The organism is Occallatibacter sp. (assembly GCF_049582745.1).
GTDB lineage: Bacteria > Acidobacteriota > Terriglobia > Terriglobales > Acidobacteriaceae > Telmatobacter.
On record NZ_JBAUUO010000083.1, the window covers coordinates 1 to 17,715 of the forward strand.

Here is a 17,715-nt window from a genome sequence, read left to right on the forward strand (position 1 = left end):
CTCGTCCCCGCCGACCCCACCCACTCCCGCAAATTCACCGCCAGAATCAACAGAAACGAAACATACAGCAAGCTCAAGTCCCGAAACTCCCCCGGCTGGCAGAACAGCAAAAACAGCGGAATGTTAATCGCCGCCGCGATCTGCGCGTGCCGCTTCACCCACAGCGGCAGCAAACGCCATCCCCGCCACACGACCCAGATCAGCATCAGCATCGGAATCGGCGCGCTCAACGCAGGAAACATCAGGTCGTACGTCCGGTCGACCCACGTATCCATCTTGAACGGATGGAGGTAGAAATCGATCTGGTCCCTGAGATGCCACTCAACCGTCCCGCCCGCGTTGTGCGCGAACGCATGACGGATCGGCAGGTAAACCGCCGCGCACACTGCCACCTGCACGCCGACGCCGATCAGTGAACTCACTCGCGAATGCCGCCGCCGGAACACCGGATACAGCGTGAACATGAAGAGCAGAAACGACTCCTTGTTCCAGGTTCCCAGCGCCGCCACCGGAATGACCCACCACCAGTCGAGCTTCAGCGCAATCCAGAACGCCGCCGCCATAAAAAACAGTTCCGGATAGTCGCAGAAGTATCCCCCCTTCACCCCGAAATGCGGAAACAGCAGCATGAACACAACCGCCGCAAACACCGCCACGGGCTCTCCCACATTAGCCGCCGCACAAACCATGTACAAAGCCGCGGCCGCCAGCAGCGCAAACAAATACGTAGCAATATAAAAAATCAAGTATTGAGCTGGATACTTCTTTGAAGACAAGTTGAACGCAACGCTGATCCGGTCCTTCGCTCGTTGCGGCACCCGGCGCGCAATCGCTTCACCCGGCAGTACACGGGTAAGCGAATTGGCAAGGTCGGGAAGCAATTGCCGATAGATATACGGACGGTGGGCCGTGCCGTCGATCATCCGATCGAATTCGGCAATCAGGTCGGTACCCCGCGCTCCCTGCTCTCTGAAATGCCACTTCTGGTAGAACGCACTGAACGACGCAGCCGAAACCACGATAAGTAAAACCAGCACGCACATGCGATGGAAGAGCCGCGTGTTGCGCGTCTCATTCGCACCAGCGCGCGACTCAGTAGGCGGCAACACACCGCCTTCTTCATGGGTTTTGATATCAAGGCGCAAAGCGGCAGGGGAAGCTTCGAAAGCGGGTGTAGGGTTCATTCGATGGTTCCAGATTATAGCGGATGTCTTCGTCAGTGCGAACTTGGGCTTGCATTACTACCAATAACAAAGAAATGTGTCGGGCAAAACCAATTGTTACGATTCCGTGAAGCCTCCCCGTCGCCAATGCAAAATCACCCGCGTACGGCGGTCGACGGTGCTTTTGCGGTCTCGACGCGAGAGGCCACTGCTGGACTGGGAATCGCCAGGAAATCGGCGCGGTCTTCGGGATCTTCGGGAGAATCAAAACACTCAAAGTGATAGCCGTATCCTTCCATCAGCGCACGGCACTGGTCCCGCAGCAGGTTAGAATGCGTAGCCAGCAGCCAAATGATGTCCCCTTTGGAGAGAAGCCTTTTCGCTCCTTCCAGCGCCAGTTTTTCTACACCTTCGATGTCCATCTTCACGAAGGACGGCAGAGGATGCCCGGCCGCAATGAATTCGTCGAGAGACATCGTTGGCACCACGTACGATTTTTCCGTTCCCATGCGCCAGCCGTCGAAGGTCACCAGGCCCGTACGGTCGGCGATAGCCGTTTGCACAACGGTTACGTTGCGGATGTTGTTTAGTTCGAGGTGCCGCCGCAGGAAATACACGCTCCGCGCCGCCGGTTCGAATGCGAAAACATGTCCCGATTCGCCAACCAGCCGCGACAGCGCCAGCGTATAGAACCCGACGTTTGCTCCAATATCGTAGGCAATGGTTCCGGGCTTGATCAGGCGCGGAAGGGTCACTGCATGGTCTCTTTCGTAGTTTCCCAACCAGCAGCCATGCGTCGGCCCCGATCCGGTGATCCACCGTGAACCCTTGTTTACACCGCTGAGCACCCGCACGGTGCGATTGTTGGGAACGAGCCGAAGAGGTAAGCGAACAACCTGACCGATGAAGCTCTTGGGGTCTGGAGCTGAATGGAAGGAAGGCCTGCTGCTCATGGCTTCAGGATATCCGATATCGACTCACGGCAATCGCCAGGCCCATCCCCCGGTGCGGTTGTATGATGACTGCCATGTCGAAAAAGATTCGCTGGGGTGTCCTGAGCACTGCAAACATAGGAGTTAAAAAGGTATTGCCGGGCATGCAACGGGGCCAATACACGACCGTCGACGCCATCGCCTCGCGCGATTTGGCCAAGGCAAAAGGGGCGGCGGCCGCGCTCGGCATCCCCCGGGCTTACGGGTCCTACGAAGAGTTGCTTGCCGACCCTGAAATCGACGCCATCTACAATCCCCTGCCCAATCAGATGCATGTGCCCTGGACCATCAGAGCCGCAGAGGCTGGCAAACACGTTCTCTGCGAAAAGCCCATCAGCCTCACCGTCGCCGAAGCCAAAACCCTCCTCGCCGTCCGCGCACGCACCGGCGTCAAGATCGGCGAAGCCTTCATGATCCGCAGCTACACCCAATGGCTGCGCGTAGGCGAGTTGCTCCGCGCTGGCCGCATCGGCCAGTTGCGTTCAGTGGTTGGATTTTTCAGCTACTTCAACGACGATCCCGCCAACATCCGTAATCACATCGAAAGCGGCGGCGGCGCGCTGCTCGACATCGGTTGCTACTGTATTCAGGCCGCCCGCTTCGGCTTCGGCGCCGAACCCAGACGCGTCATCGGCCTCATCAAGCGCGATCCAAAGATGAAGATCGACCGCCTCACCTCCGCTATGCTCGACTTCGAAGGCGGCCACGCCATCTTCACCTGCAGCACGCAGCTCGTCCCGTATCAGAAGGTCCAGTTCTTCGGCACCACCGGCCGCATCGAAATCCAAATCCCCTTCAACGCGCCCAAAGACCGACCAACGCGCATCCTCATTGACGAAACCGGCGAACTCTTCGGCAGCGGCATCGAGATCGAAGAATTTCCCATCGCCGACCAGTACACCATGCAGGGCGACGCTTTCTCCCGCGCCGTCCTGGAAGGCGGCGAAGTCCCCATCCCTCTCGAAGAAGCCATCGCCAACATGGCCGTAATCGAAGCCATCTTCCGCTCCACCGAAGCCGGCCAGTGGGAAACTCCGCAAGCTTAGGAATAGTCCTGCAACCGGCGGGTGGCCCACTCATCGATTCCGAATATGCGTTTTTTAGGAGGTGCAGGAAGTGTGCCCCGTTCATCGCGGCTCCATCGCGATGAGCGGGTCTTCCACTTTCGCAGGCGGGTGGCCCACTCATCGATTCCGAATATGCGTTTTTTAGGAGGTGCAGGAGGTGTGCCCCGTTCATCGCGGCTCCATCGCGATGAGCGAGGGTCTTCCACTTTCACGGCGCCTGCTACCGAGTCTCACCCGTCCGCAGAATCGCCTCGGTCCGCCTGCTATACCGTCCCGTGAGCGCATTCCACCGCACAATCGCCAACTCCTTCAGCATCTGCAGGCCGTCCCGCAGGTAGCTCATCCGGGAGCGCTCATCGTGCGCCCAGCTTACCGGCACTTCCACCACGCGGAATCCCCGTTTGATGGCGATAAACAAAATCTCCGGGTCGAACCCCCACCGCTCAATGGTCTGCAACTGGAAGACCGTATGCGCCGCCGCCCGCGTAAACGCTTTAAATCCGCACTGCGTATCCGCAAACGGCAACTGCATCACCATGCGGCAGACAGCGTTGAAACAGCGCCCGAAAAACTGCCGATACAGCGGCTGGCGATGGGTCTGCCGTCCGCTTTCGAGCCACCGCGACCCAATGGCAATATCGGCGCCGTTCGCAATTGCGGCAAACAGGCGTCCAGCCTCGTCCATCGGTGCCGACAAATCGGCATCGGTAAACATGACGATGTCGCCCTGTGCATTTAAAACTCCGGCCCGCACACTGTAGCCCTTGCCGTGATTTCCGGGGTTTTCCAGCAGGCGAACCTCCGGAGCGCTCACGGCAAAATCCCGCACCAGTTGGGCAGTTGAATCGGTCGAACCGTCATTCACCACGATCACTTCGGCGTCCCACCCGTTCGCGCGAATCGCAGCCACCACCGACTCAAGCGTCGCCGGAATGCGGGCGCTTTCGTTGTATGCCGGAATGACAACGCTGTATTTCGGAAATTCCACGAGCCTCTGGCTCCTTCCCTCTGGATGAAACGGCAGCGGGGGAAGACTCAGGACATGATAAACCCGTGGCGTCCGCCCCTGGCGCCCTTCCCGCGGGAAAGGTCTACTCCGGCCCCGATCCGTACTTCAGAAAGCTCAATTCCACAGAAGAATCGGTTTTTTCTTAACCCCCTGTGCCGAATGCGTTTATCCTGTGGTACGGAGGCCAGAGGACATGACGAAGGCAGATCTGGTGGAAAAGGTCACTCGCCTGGGCGACCTGACGCGCCGCGATGGCGAAGTCATCGTGGAGACGGTTTTTGATTCGGTGATCTCTGCACTGCAGAGCGGTGACAAGATCGAAATCCGCGGCTTCGGTTCTTTCCGCATTCGCCAGCGCAATCCCCGCATTGGCCGCAACCCCAAGACTGGAGAGCGCGTCGAAGTCCCCGCCAAGCGTGTTCCTTACTTCAAACCCTCAAAGGAACTGCGCGACCTCGTCAATCCCGGCGAAGCCGCCCACGCATCCTCATAGTCTGCACAACATCGAGCGAAGCCGATTCTCCATGCTGAGATCGGCAGACCTTTCTCGTCTGCGTAAACATTCTTCGCAACCACTCCAGCAAAAGCTGCGGTCCATCCGGCCGCAGCTTTTCCGCGTTCGCGGCGTTCTACGAAATCAGATCGTTCACCTTGAGTGGCCAGCAAAGAGAGCAATGTCCGAATTGGCGACAAACCGGTGCTTCGAATGACGAGACTGACTTTTTTTCTATTTGCGATTGTTTGTCTCACCACCCCGGCTTCCTTCGGACAATCCCAGTGGGTACACTTCGGAGCGGACGGAAGGCTAGAGTACGCGAGAACACCCAAAGGATCTCAGGTCCCCGATTTTTCCTCGGCCGGATACCGTGGCGGTGGTGTCGCTCTACCCAATGCAATTGCGCGCGTGAAGGTCTCGCCCGCAGGCGGACCGGATGATACGCCATTGATTCAGGCCGCGCTGGATAAGGTGGCCAAACTCGTTCCTGGAGCGAATGGCGAACGCGGTGCTGTGGAACTGACGGCAGGAAAATTTCGCCTCGCGGGAACGCTCTCGATGCATGTTTCCGGCGTAGTGTTGCGGGGCGCGGGTAGCTCGGGTACGCATGCGACCGTGCTCGAGATGGTAGGCGCGCCACATCTGGCAATTGAAATGAAAGGAGAGTTTCACGAGCAGACATTCGGCGGAGATTCATGCCGGGGACACAATCCAGATCATGAAGCCGGTCACAAAGCAATGGACCCACTTCATGGGTATGGATCAACTGTTTCGTGACGGAAAGCCGGAAGTGTGGGTGCAGAACGACATCCGTGTTCGGCGCCGCGTTGCATCGGTCACCCGAAATATTCTCCGACTCGATGTGCCGTTGACTGACACATTCGACGCGCGACTCTACCCGGGGCAACAGGCAGAAGTGACACGGGTGGAGGTGACCGGACAAATTGCGCAAGTGGGAGTGGAGGATCTACGTGTCGTCTCACCGGCACGCGCAATCAATTATCGTCAGGATCCGGAGTTCGATGGAATTGCGATGGACAATATAGTCGACTCGTGGCTGCGCTCCCTCGCGTTCGAAGACACCACCAATTCGGTTCGCATCGATCAAGGCGCGGAGCGGTTGACGGTGGTGAACGTGGATGTGCGCCAACACAAGGGGGTGACGAGCAGCGCTAAGCCGTTTGATTTTCGGATCAACGGGGCGCAGATCCTGCTGGATCGGTGCACGGGCCAGGGGAACAAGGTTTGGTACGTTGCAACTCAGTCCCGGTCTGAAGGGCCGGTCGTCGTGCTCCATTGCCGATTCACCGGCGATGGCGAGATCGAGGGACATCAACGATGGTCGACCGGTTTGCTCGTCGATGGGTGTGCGATACCCAACGGAAAGATAAACCTTCGCAACCGTGGTGAAATGGGCAGTGGACACGGCTGGGCGGTCGGCTGGTCCGTCTTGTGGAACAACCGCGCAAAGAGCTTCGTCGTGCAGAATCCGCCCGGCGCTCTGAACTGGTCGATTGGTGATGTCGGAAAACACGCGAGCGAGTCGATGCCCGTCTTTGGACAGCCGCTTGGCCCGCCGCTCCCGAGCGGCGTCGTCGAGTCCACCGGCAAACCCGTCAAGCCCGACAGCTTGTATCTCGAACAGCTGCGAGAACGAATGGGACCAAAGGCCGTAACGGCCATTGGAGATCACTGATAGTCGTTCACCGGTGGGGCTGCCCCCATACCCTTCACCCCCGCACCCCAATCACGCTCATCATCCGCCCCGCATGTCCCCGCGATGCACGATGCGAAAAAAACAAGTCCGTATGGCAACTCGTGCATCCCCCCGTCACGCTGATCGCCGACGCCTTCACGCCCGCATCGAGCAGCTGCCTGCGATTGGTCTCGATCAAATCAAGGTGCAACGCCGGCCCCATCGGCGAATGCCCCGGCGCCCGCTGCGTCAAAAACAGCATCGGATACTTCCTGCGCACCGGATCGGAATCGAACACCTCGCGAAAAAGCTCCCGCGCATAGTTGAATTGCGATTCAAATTCAGAGACCACTTCTTCTCCAACCGCATAGCAGCACTGCCCCACCCCAGGTCCGATCGCGGCGATCAGATCTTCCGGCTGCGAACCAAACTCAAGCCGCATCCGCCCCACGCCAAGTTCCACAATCCGCTTCACCGTGCCCCGCCAGCCCGCGTGGAAAGCCCCAACCACCCGGCGCCGCTTGTCCGCCACCAATACTGGAATGCAGTCCGCCGTCTGGATCGCGATCAGCAATCCCGGCTCGGACGTGATCGCTCCATCCGCCTTCCGCGGCCGCTCGCGGTCCGCATCAGCGCCGCTCACCACAATCACCAGATTCGAATGAAACTGCCTCAGCGCAACAATCGGCGTGGACTCATCGCCCGCGACAGCCTGCGCCAGCAGCCTGCGATTCCGCGCAACCGCCTCGCGGTCATCCGCGGCGGTAAAGCCCAGATTCAATTCGCCCGGAGCACCCTCGCTGCAATAAGCCCTGCTTGTGCCGCCCCGCCGCGTGCTGAATCCATGCCAAAGCCACTTGCTCACCGCTCGCCGGTCGCGCCACGACGGAACCTGCAGCAAACTCACTCCGTTTCGCGACACCGTGGGAATCGGGGCAGCAACAGCCAGCTCCTGCTTCGTCGCGGCATCCTGCCGCTGCGCACGCAGCCGCGTCGTAATCCGCGGCGGCGTCCTGCGCCGGCTCCGCATCAGGCCGGCCTTGCGGAACAAGTCATCGATAGGCTGCAGGTTGTGTTCGGGTTTTACGCTTGGGGAAGGCAAAGACCGCTTCACAAATTCGATTGTACGATTGTAGCGAGGCGCCATAGCTCCTCTAAAGAGCAGATGGGCCCACCTTCCGGTGAGCCCGCTCGAGAGGCATTTTTATGGAGGGAGGTCCTGAAGGGGTCGTGAGAAGGGGTCTAAAATTCAGACCCTCAAAAGGAGTAGATACCTTTCTTGGAAGGGCCAAATTCGGGGAAGCCTCTGCTAATTACTTAGTCAGATGCGCCAAGGACCGAAACGTTGCCCTCCACCCCAAAAATTCTTCTCCGCACTCAATTATCTGTGGAAAAAAGGAAAAAGCCGTCCAGATTCCCAACCTGGCCTCGACCATGCCCCAACTTTGCACTGAATTCAGTGCGGTGTCCGGTCCGAAATCCGCCCTAAGCCCTTGATTCCCTTCTTTTATTGGCTGGGAGCCTTCGGCGCTTCCTCCTGCTTCACCTGCGGACCTTCATCCGGGAATGGCCAATTCTTGTCTAGAAGAAGTTCCTTCTCCCGCTCCGCCTTCGGGACTTTGTCGACTTTCAGATTTTCAAGCAAGTGCACCCCGGTCTTGCCTGCCACCACAATATCGATGTCGCCGTCCTTATCCATGTCCTCGGTCACAAACTGCGTCCCCGCGCCCGCCGTCCCGTTCACGCTGATCGGATAGCGATTGAACGTCCCCGTCTGCCGATCGATCTTGTAGTAGTAGATGACCAGCGGATCGTACGAACCGGGATCGTTCCCGTTGTGTCCGCGATATCGCTTGCCCGCCAGCAGTTCCGGCTCGCCATCGCCGTCGATATCCACCAGCTTCAGCGCGTGCACCTGCGAGAACGACTCATCGATCGCCCGCCGCACCCAGTGGCGATTGTCCCCGTCGCCAATCTGCTCAAGCCAATAGAGTCCATAACTGTGCCCCTGTCCGTAGATCACATCCATCTTCCCGTCGTTGTTCACGTCATAGCCGATGATCGGAAATCCCGCATCCCCCAGCTGCCAGTCCGGATGCCACTCCCAATCGTTCTTGCTGGCGTCTACCTGCTTCAGCCAGCCATTCGGCGTAAGAATATCCGCCAGCCCATCGCCGTCGATATCGGCAACTCCCACGCCATGTCCGTCCTGTTCAGCCCCGCCAGCATGATGCACCTTCGGCTCGGGACCCGAAAAATCTATCCAGATAAGGCCCGAGTGGTTGTAATGCGCAAACACCAGGTCCGGAACTCCATCGCCATTCACATCGGCCATCACACCGCCTTCGGTGTCGTAGCTGTCGGTGATCATGTGCTTCTTCCACATCACGCCGGGCTGCTTCGGATTCTCAAACCACCAGATCCCGTTCGTCTGCCATCCCGCCGTCACCACATCCGGCGCACCGTCGTGATTTACATCGATCGCCCACTCCCCGCAGTCCGCAACAAATTCCCCCAGCGTGCTCGCCTCGCGATACTGATGCCGTTTCCACTCGCCCCCGTTCGCCCCCGGATTCTCATACCAGTACGCGCCGCTCAGAATGTCCGGATAGCCATCGCCATTCATATCCAGCGTGGTCACGCCTTCCGCGTGATCTGTTCCAAGACGATGTACCAGAAACGTAACCTGCGGCAAGGCCCCCGGCCCCGCACCCGGCGCGGTCTTCCGTTCTGATTGCGGCGAAGCCGGCGCGACAAGTGACACAAGTAAAACCACGAGAAACGCAAAACGCACGCTGAGTGTCATGGCACAAACCTTTCGACTGCGTGAACCTGCTTCGGCTGCCCTTGCGAAAAGGAAGGTATCTCGCACGCCATTCTCAATCGCGAAGGGGCCACCGCGCAAGCCGATCATGCGCGAAGAGCGCACGCCGGAACAGAAGTAGATGTACATGATCAACAGCGTAGAAAGCAGCCGAAGCAGAGTTTCGCGCGACAAAATGGAGTCTCGTGCAACGGCCTCCACCGGCGTTTCCGACCCGCGAGAGATGAAAACGCGCCGGAGCCACCGTCCAATGAAACGCTCCGGAGGCCACTGCCCGATAAAACGCGCTTAAGGCGCATTGTTCGATCAAAACGCGCCGGAGGCGCACCGTTCATTAGCCCCGCGCTTCAGCGTGGGGGGAAATCGAATCCCCTGAAGCCCTCGAGTTCCGTAGGGACAGCGCCTCTCAATTTTCGGGTTTCTCGCCCGAAAACCCGGTTCATCCCCTCAATCGTTCAGCCCGTATCGCCTCTTCACGCTCTCCAGCATCTCCGGTGTCGTGAGTCGTGCCCGCATCTCGGCTTTCCGCCGTTTATCCAGCAGGATGATCTCCGGCGTTTTGGTGCTCGCGGCGCTGCGCCTCCTGGCTGCATTCAAAGCGCCCAGGCGCGCATTCTGATTTTTTTCAATGCGCAGCTTCCACGCCCAGCGCAACGCACCCGACAGAATTTCTTCGCTCGCCAGGGCAAGGCGTACATGCGTCGCTCCATTGTGCCCCCATGTGCCCGCAACAGGAAGAAATACATCCGGCTCGTCAGCAATAAAGGCCGCCTGCTCCTCCGGGTTCAACATCAGATTGCCGAAACCCTGCCTCTCCGAAGCCAGGGTCGCAAAGATTCTTCCGCCGACGCGAAAATCCGCCGCTCCCATGTGCGAGCCTTCCTCGGCCCCTTCGAGATTGAGAGCGATACGGCGAAAATCTGCTGCAGTCACAATAACTACTCCTCTAAGAATCTCTTCGTCTTTCGATTGCGGGGCTCATCAAAAGCAGTCGTGATCCTTCGACGCAACGTGATGCTGTATTCCTGCGTCAACATCTCAGCGCTTTTGGCGCAGATTTACGGGATCTTGCCGTTCAGCCTTCTTGCGGCATACTCGTTTAGATGCGCAAGTCTCCCAGCGAGACGCCCGGCAGTAATCAAATTCAAACGCTTTGGTAAGAGACTTACGAGTCTGCAGGCGCAAACTCGTTTCGTTTCGACTTACTGCGCCGCGCACGGTCGAAACGCCGCCCAATCGATCGCCCGCTGAAACGCTTCGCTCGGCGGAGTCACTGTCTGAAACGTGAATGCAAACTCCGAAGGTCCATGCGCCTCGAGATACGCCAGGCGCTGCTTCGCTTCGTCCACACTCGGAATGTGTCCCGCAGGCACCCACCACAGCGCCGTATAAACGCCGGCAAGCTTTTCAAACCACGCATGCCGCTCCCGCAGCAACTCGATGTGCACTGTCTTGTACACGAAATGTCGCAACTGCTCCACCGTCTCCCACACCGACATGTTCATCAGCATCCGGTTATCGTCAAACGGCCGCAGGTACGTCGCATTGCCCTCGCCCTCAACCAGCCGCCACACAAACCCCGGGCTCCCATCTGCCAGCGCATTGCTCTCATCCAGCCGGTTCACAAACCCCGCCATCACGGGATGACTGAGTTCCTCCACAATCCGCCCGATGTTCACCTGCGCAATGTGATATCCACTCACCGCCGCCTCCAGAAATGCAGCAGCCCTTTGTCCCTTTGTCCCTAGTCCCTACTCCTATTCCTTATGCCCTATTCCTTCAAACTCTTCATTCAGCCAATTTGAAAACGCCGCAAACTCCTCATCACGCCCCAGAAAATCTCGCACCATCTCCCGCCCCGGCTTCGATCCGCCCTGTTCCAGCACCAGCTTGCGATACCGCGCACCCGCATCGCAGCCCAGCGGATCCTCCGTATCGAACTGCGCAAAGAAATCCAGCGCAATCACCTTGTCGAACGCATACGTGTAATAGTTCGACGAGTACCCCGTCAAATGCCCGAAGCTCGCATACATGCGATTGCCATCAAGCCATGTCCATGGCACCAGCGATGTGTACAGCCGCTTCGTAATCTCATCGAAATCAATCTGCGCCGAATTCTGGTCGTGCAGATCGAGCGACAGTGTCGTGTAATACAGCTGCGTCCGCACCCAGTCCGCACGCCCAAACGCGCCTGCTGTTTTCATCTTGCGAATGATCTCCGCCGGCAGCACTTCGCCCGTCTCGTAGTGTTTCGCAAAACTCTGCAAAAGCTTCTCATCGCGGAAAAACTCCTCCAGCATTTGCGAAGGCACTTCGATGAAGTCGCCCTCCGTCGCAAATCCTGAAACCCCCGCCCACTCCGTCTGCCCGCCAAGAATCGCGTGCATCAAGTGTCCGAACTCGTGGAAGAACGTCACCACGTCGCTGTACTGCAGCAAACCTGGATCATCAACATCTCCTCCCGGGAAATTGCAGATCAGCGCAGCCTCCGGCATGTACCGCCCCCGCACGCCCGTCACCACCGGCGCCGCAGAAAACCATTTGTCCTTCCCTTCGCGCGGATGCATGTCGAGATAAAAACGCCCCACCTGGATGCCTTCTTCAAACACATCGAAGACACTCACCGCCTTGTCCCACGCCGTCCCCACCGACTTGCGAAACTCAATCTTGAACAGCTTCGCCGCCGTCTCCAACACGCCCGCCTCAACCTTCGCGTATGGAAAATAAGGACGCACCGACTGCGAATCGAAATCAAACGCCGACCGCCTGTACTGCTCGTACCAGTACCCGCGGCTCGTGATATCGATGGCCTTCAACTCCGGCTGCCTGCTCTGCACAAACTCCATCACCTGTTCATGCTCGCGAACCGCACCTTCCCGGCTCGCCTCCTCCAGCTTCGCCAGAAACGTCCGCACGTTCGCCGCCGAGCCCATCATCTGGTCTGCGGTCGCCAGGTCGGCCCAGCTGCGAAACCCCAGCACGGTAGCAATCTCCTGCCGCGTCGCCAGCAGATCGAGCAGGATCTGCTTGTTCTCCGGATACGCGCGCGTGTTGTACGCCACAAACATCCGCTCGCGCAGTCCTGCATTCGACGCAAAGCTCATCACCGGCTGCATGTCCGGCTGATCCGTTGTCAGTGTGACCTGCCCCTGCGCATCCGGCTGATGCCGCCCAATGTAGTCTGGCGGCAACCCATCGAGTTCCGCCTGCGTCGCCACTATCGTCTTTCCGCCCTCTTGAATATTGCGACTGAAATCCAGCGAATGCCGCGTCGCCTTTTCATGCAGCGCCTGCAGACGATCGCGCGTCTCCTTGTCTTTGTCCACGCCGGCCAGTCGATAACCCAGCAACGTCCGCTCGACGTAATGCCGCGTCGCCGCGCTCGCGCCCGTCAAATCCATCGCCGCCAGCGCGTCATACACCCCGCGATTCAAACTCAGCGCGCTCCCCGTCATCGCCACACCCTGCGCTTCCATCTGCGCCTGGTCGCGAACCGCCTTGTCCGCAGCCACCGAATTCAGCACGCCAGCTTGTGCACCCGCCAACGCCAGGTGCTCAATCGCCGCATCGTAGAGCCGCAGCGTGTTCTCGATGTTCCGCGGGCCTTCGACAGCAAGCAATGCTGCCAGCGCTGCCTCATGCGCCGAAAGCCGCGCCCCCACCCACGCCGCAAGAGCCTCCGCGGACGACGCCCCACCCGCATCCCAGGAATGAACATCGTTGGTGACGAGCGCCGCAGCCACAGTTTCAACCGCCATAGTGTGTACAACCCTCCATTCCCTAGGTTGCCACATCGGGCCCGTCTCAGCAGCACCCCGAGTTTTTTCCCTGCCCGAGCACCCCGGATGCGATCAGGCTTTGTACGGTAAGGTAACGTCCAAATTGGCCGCCCGGATCTCACAAAAAAACACCGGATGTTCGGCCAATCTGACCAACTCGTGGTCAAATCGGCGAATCGGACGACCAATCATCCCTCTTGACTTCCCGTGCAAGCCGCATACATACTGGTTGGTATGTTGCTGGAGCGGAAGAAGCTGCAAAGCACGGCGAAAAGGCTGCGCGACCCAGAGGTCACGCGACAAGGCTTGTTGCAGGCAGCGTTTCGCGAAGTTTACCGATACGGGTTCCAGAGCGCGGGGATCGATGCTATTCTCGCCGCCACCAACGTCACCAAAGGAGCGCTCTACTACCACTTCGAGAGCAAGGAAGCTCTGGGCCATGCCATTATCGAGGAAGTCGTCGCAGAAATCACCAAGGACCGGTGGCTACGTCCTCTAGGGCAGAGCAAAGACCGGAATCCTATTGATGCTTTGATCGGCATCGTACAGGCGATACCCGCCCGGCCAGGGGATGTAAAGCGGGGTTGCCCCCTGGTCAACTTGACGCAGGAAATGTCTCTGCTCAATGAACAATTCCGAAAGCGATTGGAGAAAATCTTCAAGGCTTGGCAGGAAGGCATTGCCACCGCTTTGCGAGAGGGGCAGTCTACGGGAACAGTCCGCCGCGACCTGGTTCCGGAAGAGACTGCGAGCTTTTTGATCGCGATGGTCGAAGGCTACGAAGTGCTGGCAAAGAACACTCAGGACGCGAAGGTGTGGAATATGGGAATCAAAAATATCGCGAACTGGTTGAGTTCTCTTCGAGCGCCGGGCAAAAGCAAGTGAGGCTGAATGCAGTGAATCCAGCCTGCTGTTGCACGTCGTTACATACCAACCTGTTCGTATGTCAGAGTGTTCAGCATCGCGGGGACTCGAAAATCACATCATGGAAGGAGAACGATCAATGACGAGGATGACAGTGTCGCGCAGGAAACTGTTCGCAACGGGAGCCTGCGTACTGGTGGGTGCAGTGGCTCTGCCTGGACCGGAAAGTGCCAGCGCATTGCGAGGGCAGAACTCAATGAACGAGGAGATCGTCCGTAAATGGTACGCTGCGTGGGAAAACAATGACCTGGGCACGTTCAATGCCCTGCTCGCCGACAACTTCACCTTTAGCAGCGCAGCGGGCGACGACCACATCAGCAAAAGCACCTTCAAATCGCAATGCTGGGATACTCAGGTTGCTTTCATTCAACATTTTGACTTGGAGCGGATCAGCACGGGTGCGGACGACGCTTTCGTGAAGTATCTTTGCCACACAAAGAACGGTAAAGCGTTCCGGAATGTGGAGTACCTACGCATTACGAGCGGAAAGTTGGAATCAATTGAGTGTTATTTCGGCGCACAGTCTAGCTTCCCGTCCGCGGTAAGCACTGGGCAGAAGTAGCCTCCGGGTCGGCTGAAATCACTCCAGAAAGGGTGGAGGGTGGTCTCCGACGCGGGCGGGCGCCTTACCTCACCTGGGCGCCGGCCGTTTGATTCACGTTGAGTGGGGCGGCAACCTTCGTGCTAGGACAGTAAAAGGAAATGCCTCATTCGGAAGTGATAATCTCGCAAGGGTTTCGTGGAGGAACACTCACCTATCGTGAAGGCGACCACGAAGTCCCATTCGACTGGGAGTGCTGTGGTTGTGCGGCTGTGATAATTTGGGGAACGAAGAAGCGTACTTGGGATATCTGTCACCCCTGGGCAGCCGGTCGCCAATCTGAAATCTGCGATTTTGTTGCCAAAGAAGTGATCCGCCAGAAGGCCCTAACTTCAAATTTCAAGCTTGATCTGGGGTCAGGAACCATGACCATTCTGTGAAGCCATTTGCACGACTTTGGCGGCAGTTCTGCACGTTTCACATAGCTGCGCAGCCAATGTTCGATTGTGGCTAACCCCGCAAAAGCATCCACTTGGTACGGGACGCGATTTGGCAAGAGGCGTGCTCGCATTTTCCCGTATCTCTCCGCAGCCGTTCCCAGGAGGCACTCGCATGAACTCTTTCACTCGCAATCTCCGCCTCGCCCTCCGCCAACTCGCTCGCAACCCCGGCTTCACCGCCACCGTCATCCTCACGCTCGCCCTCTCCATCGGCGCCAACACCGCCATCTTCTCCGTCGTGAACGCGCTGATGTTGAAGAGCCTCCCCTATCCCCAGCCCGACCGCATCGGAACCCTCTTCCAGCGCGAACAAGGACCCGTCGCCTCCGACGAATTGCGCTGGATCGACGGCACGCAATGGGAGCGTCTCCGCGACAACGTGCCCTCCCTCGTCTCCGCGGTCTCCTCTGCGCTGGCCGCTGGCGCGAACCTCGAAGCCGGTCACCGAATCGACTACGTCCACGACGGTCGCGTCTCCGCTCATTACTTCGATGTCCTCGGCATTCGCCCGGCTCTCGGCCGCAACTTCAGCGAAGAAGAGGACCGTCCCAGCGGCCCCAAAGCCGCCATCCTCAGCTACAACCTGTGGCGCACGACCTTCGATACCGATCCCAACCTCATCGGGCAGGTGATCCATCTGAAGGGCGAGCCGTACACGGTTATCGGCATACTTCCTCAGGGCGCAACCACTCCCCTCAATGCCGACCTCTACACCGCACTCCAGCCCAGCCCTACGGGCGAAGGCAACGGTACTAACTACGAAGCCTTCTTCCGCCTGAAAGACGACCTTACCTGGCAGCAGGCCGATGCCGAGATCAATCGCGCCTGGGCCTATCGCATCGCGCAGATTGAAAGCAAAAATCCCGGAACCAAAATCCTCTACTACACCGTCCCCCTGCAGCGCGGAATGACCGCCGAGTTGCGTCCGCGCGCCATCGCCCTCATGCTTTCTGCGGGATTCATCCTGCTCATCGCCTGCGCCAATCTCGCCGGACTCACTCTCGTCCGCATGTCGCGCCGTCTGCCCGAGATCGCTACCCGCCTGGCCCTCGGCGCCTCCCGCTGGCAGATTCTGCGCCAGTTCTGGATCGAAAACCTCCTGCTCGCCTGCCTCGGCGGTGCCGCGGGTATCGGCGTTGGCTTCGCCGCGTTGCACGGTCTGCTCTCCCTGCTGCCCGAGGGCTTTCTCCCCGTCGCCAGTGTCCCCCTCGACGGTCCCGTCCTCGCCTTCACCATGACCGTTTCGCTCCTCACCAGCGTTCTCTTCGGCATGCTGCCCGCGCTTTTAACCAGCCGTGTCGATCTGCGCAACTCCATGTCCAGCCGCGGCGCGTCACCCGGCCAGTCCGTTCATCTGCGTCAGGCCCTGATTGCCGGCGAAGTCGCGCTGACGGTGGTTCTGCTTGCAGGTTCCGGCCTGCTCATCCGTTCGCTCATCCACCTCGAAACCCTGCCCCCCGGTTTCAATCCCAACGGCGTCATGACCGCCAAAGCCTCCCTCGACGACGCCCGATACCACGACCCGGTCGCGTTTCGCCGCCTCATGAGCGACAGCATCGACGCCATGCAGCACATTCCCGGTGTCCAATCCGCCGCCGTGGGATTAACCCTGCCCTACGAACGTACCCTCAACGACGGAGTCGTCCTCCACGATGGTCCGCAAAACGGCAAGTCTGTAGGCACTGATGTTGTTTATGTCACTCCCCGCTTTTTCGACGTGCTGCAGATGCCGCTCATTCGCGGTCGCGCCTTCACCGCTGCAGACTCGCCAAACTCGCAACCGGTGGTGATCATTAACTCGGCCTTCGCGCAAAAATTCTTCCCGGGGCTCAATCCGGTTGGCCTCGTTATTTCGAAGAACGCTCTGATCGTCGGCGTCGTCTCCGACACGCAACTCTCCTCTGGCCTGAACCCCACCGCTCCCATCCAGAGCGAAGAAACCATCTACATTCCCGCCACCCAGGTCGCAGCGCCGATGCTCGGCGTTCATGTCTGGTTCCAGCCCAGCTGGGTGGTCCGCACCGCGGGACCAGTAGAAGGATTGACCGGGCAAATGCAAAAGGCGCTTGCCGCCGTCGACCCCGCGCTCCCCTTCTCCGGCTTCTATCGCATGAGCGATCTTCAGGCCACCGCTCTTTCCGAGCAGCGCGTCGAAGTAGCACTCCTCGGCACCATGGCGGGTCTCGCCCTGCTCCTCAGCGCAGTGGGAATCTTCGCGCTCGTAGCCAGCCTGGTAACGCAGAAGACCCGCGAAATCGGCATCCGCATCGCCCTCGGTTCCACCATCCGCCAGGCCATGACCCACGTCTCGTCCTCCGGAGTTCGCGCTGCCGGAGCCGGCCTGCTTCTAGGCTTGGTGCTCTGCTTCCTCGCCTTGCGAACCATGCGCAGTGTCCTCTACGGCGTAGGTGTCTACGACGCGCCCAGCCTGTTTGCGGTCGTCGGAACGCTGGCGGCCGTAACCCTGCTCGCCGCCACCATCCCCGCCCTCCGCATCGCCCGCATCAACCCCGCCACCACCCTCCGCGAGGAATAGGAGACCGCACCCGTGCCGACGGACACCTATTAACCGCATCCGTTCAATTTTTGTTGCAACCCTTTTTACTGCAATTACTTCCAGACACCCGAAGGTTGCAGGCAGTTCCCCCCATTCGGACGCACAATCAGTTCATGGGCACGATCTTCGAGACTCACCGCCTTCTCCCCTTGTTCTCTTGTTCGCTC

At 59.0% G+C, this 17,715-nt stretch carries 15 protein-coding genes; 7 read left to right on the forward strand and 8 right to left on the reverse strand.

The window, feature by feature from the left end; genetic code table 11:
- On the reverse strand, nt 1–1,184 hold a 1,184-nt coding region (locus tag WCA10_RS13755; protein ID WP_472823100.1), incomplete at its 3' end, for a hypothetical protein.
- Between the two features lie 134 nt (nt 1,185–1,318).
- Entirely contained in the window at nt 1,319–2,116 is a 798-nt protein-coding gene (locus WCA10_RS13760; protein WP_472823101.1) for an FkbM family methyltransferase, read from the reverse strand.
- A 74-nt stretch (nt 2,117–2,190) separates the two neighbouring features.
- Between WCA10_RS13760 and WCA10_RS13765 the strand changes: the two genes are divergently transcribed.
- Nucleotides 2,191–3,201, forward strand: a complete 1,011-nt coding sequence (locus WCA10_RS13765) for a Gfo/Idh/MocA family protein (protein ID WP_472823102.1) — start codon at nt 2,191–2,193, stop codon at nt 3,199–3,201.
- Between the two features lie 241 nt (nt 3,202–3,442).
- Here the strand turns inward: WCA10_RS13765 and WCA10_RS13770 are convergent, their stop codons facing one another.
- On the reverse strand, nt 3,443–4,210 hold the full coding sequence (locus WCA10_RS13770; RefSeq protein ID WP_472823103.1) for a dolichyl-phosphate beta-glucosyltransferase: 768 nt from the start codon (nt 4,208–4,210) through the stop codon (nt 3,443–3,445).
- A gap of 214 nt (nt 4,211–4,424) precedes the next feature.
- Between WCA10_RS13770 and WCA10_RS13775 the strand changes: the two genes are divergently transcribed.
- From WCA10_RS13775 to WCA10_RS13785, 3 genes are all read left to right on the forward strand, one after another.
- Nucleotides 4,425–4,724, forward strand: coding sequence for an integration host factor subunit beta (locus tag WCA10_RS13775; protein WP_472823104.1), 300 nt, complete (start codon nt 4,425–4,427; stop codon nt 4,722–4,724).
- 213 nt (nt 4,725–4,937) lie between these two features.
- Nucleotides 4,938–5,504, forward strand: a complete 567-nt coding sequence (locus tag WCA10_RS13780; protein WP_472823105.1) for a hypothetical protein — start codon at nt 4,938–4,940, stop codon at nt 5,502–5,504.
- Nucleotides 5,446–6,423, forward strand: coding sequence for a hypothetical protein (locus WCA10_RS13785; protein ID WP_472823106.1), 978 nt, complete (start codon nt 5,446–5,448; stop codon nt 6,421–6,423). The genes WCA10_RS13780 and WCA10_RS13785 overlap by 59 nt, the downstream gene beginning before the upstream one ends.
- A 34-nt stretch (nt 6,424–6,457) precedes the next feature.
- Here the strand turns inward: WCA10_RS13785 and pgeF are convergent, their stop codons facing one another.
- From pgeF to WCA10_RS13810, 5 genes are all read right to left on the reverse strand, one after another.
- A complete protein-coding gene (gene pgeF, locus WCA10_RS13790) occupies nt 6,458–7,570 on the reverse strand; it encodes a peptidoglycan editing factor PgeF (protein WP_472823107.1) in 1,113 nt (370 codons plus the stop codon).
- Between the two features lie 360 nt (nt 7,571–7,930).
- Nucleotides 7,931–9,421 carry an FG-GAP repeat domain-containing protein gene (locus WCA10_RS13795; protein ID WP_472823108.1) on the reverse strand — a complete coding sequence of 497 codons (1,491 nt, stop codon included), beginning with the start codon at nt 9,419–9,421 and terminating at the stop codon, nt 7,931–7,933.
- A 273-nt stretch (nt 9,422–9,694) separates the two neighbouring features.
- The gene (locus WCA10_RS13800) at nt 9,695–10,180 is read right to left on the reverse strand and encodes an MmcQ/YjbR family DNA-binding protein (protein WP_472823109.1); all 486 of its coding nucleotides are present in this window, start codon (nt 10,178–10,180) and stop codon (nt 9,695–9,697) included.
- Between the two features lie 269 nt (nt 10,181–10,449).
- Nucleotides 10,450–10,950: a DUF3291 domain-containing protein gene (locus tag WCA10_RS13805; protein ID WP_472823110.1), complete on the reverse strand. Its 501-nt coding sequence runs from the start codon at nt 10,948–10,950 to the stop codon at nt 10,450–10,452.
- 54 nt (nt 10,951–11,004) lie between these two features.
- The gene (locus tag WCA10_RS13810) at nt 11,005–13,005 is read right to left on the reverse strand and encodes a M3 family metallopeptidase (RefSeq protein WP_472823111.1); all 2,001 of its coding nucleotides are present in this window, start codon (nt 13,003–13,005) and stop codon (nt 11,005–11,007) included.
- Nucleotides 13,006–13,233: 228 nt separating this feature from the next.
- On the opposite strand from WCA10_RS13810, the gene WCA10_RS13815 reads away from it, so the two are divergent.
- The 3 genes from WCA10_RS13815 (at nt 13,234) to WCA10_RS13825 (ending at nt 17,527) form a co-directional block, all read left to right on the forward strand.
- Complete coding sequence (locus WCA10_RS13815; protein WP_472823112.1) at nt 13,234–13,911, forward strand: TetR family transcriptional regulator C-terminal domain-containing protein; 678 nt, start codon at nt 13,234–13,236, stop codon at nt 13,909–13,911.
- Nucleotides 13,912–14,146: 235 nt separating this feature from the next.
- Nucleotides 14,147–14,512: a nuclear transport factor 2 family protein gene (locus WCA10_RS13820; RefSeq protein WP_472823113.1), complete on the forward strand. Its 366-nt coding sequence runs from the start codon at nt 14,147–14,149 to the stop codon at nt 14,510–14,512.
- A 591-nt stretch (nt 14,513–15,103) separates the two neighbouring features.
- The gene (locus WCA10_RS13825) at nt 15,104–17,527 is read left to right on the forward strand and encodes an ABC transporter permease (RefSeq protein ID WP_472823114.1); all 2,424 of its coding nucleotides are present in this window, start codon (nt 15,104–15,106) and stop codon (nt 17,525–17,527) included.
- Nucleotides 17,528–17,715 lie beyond the last annotated feature (188 nt).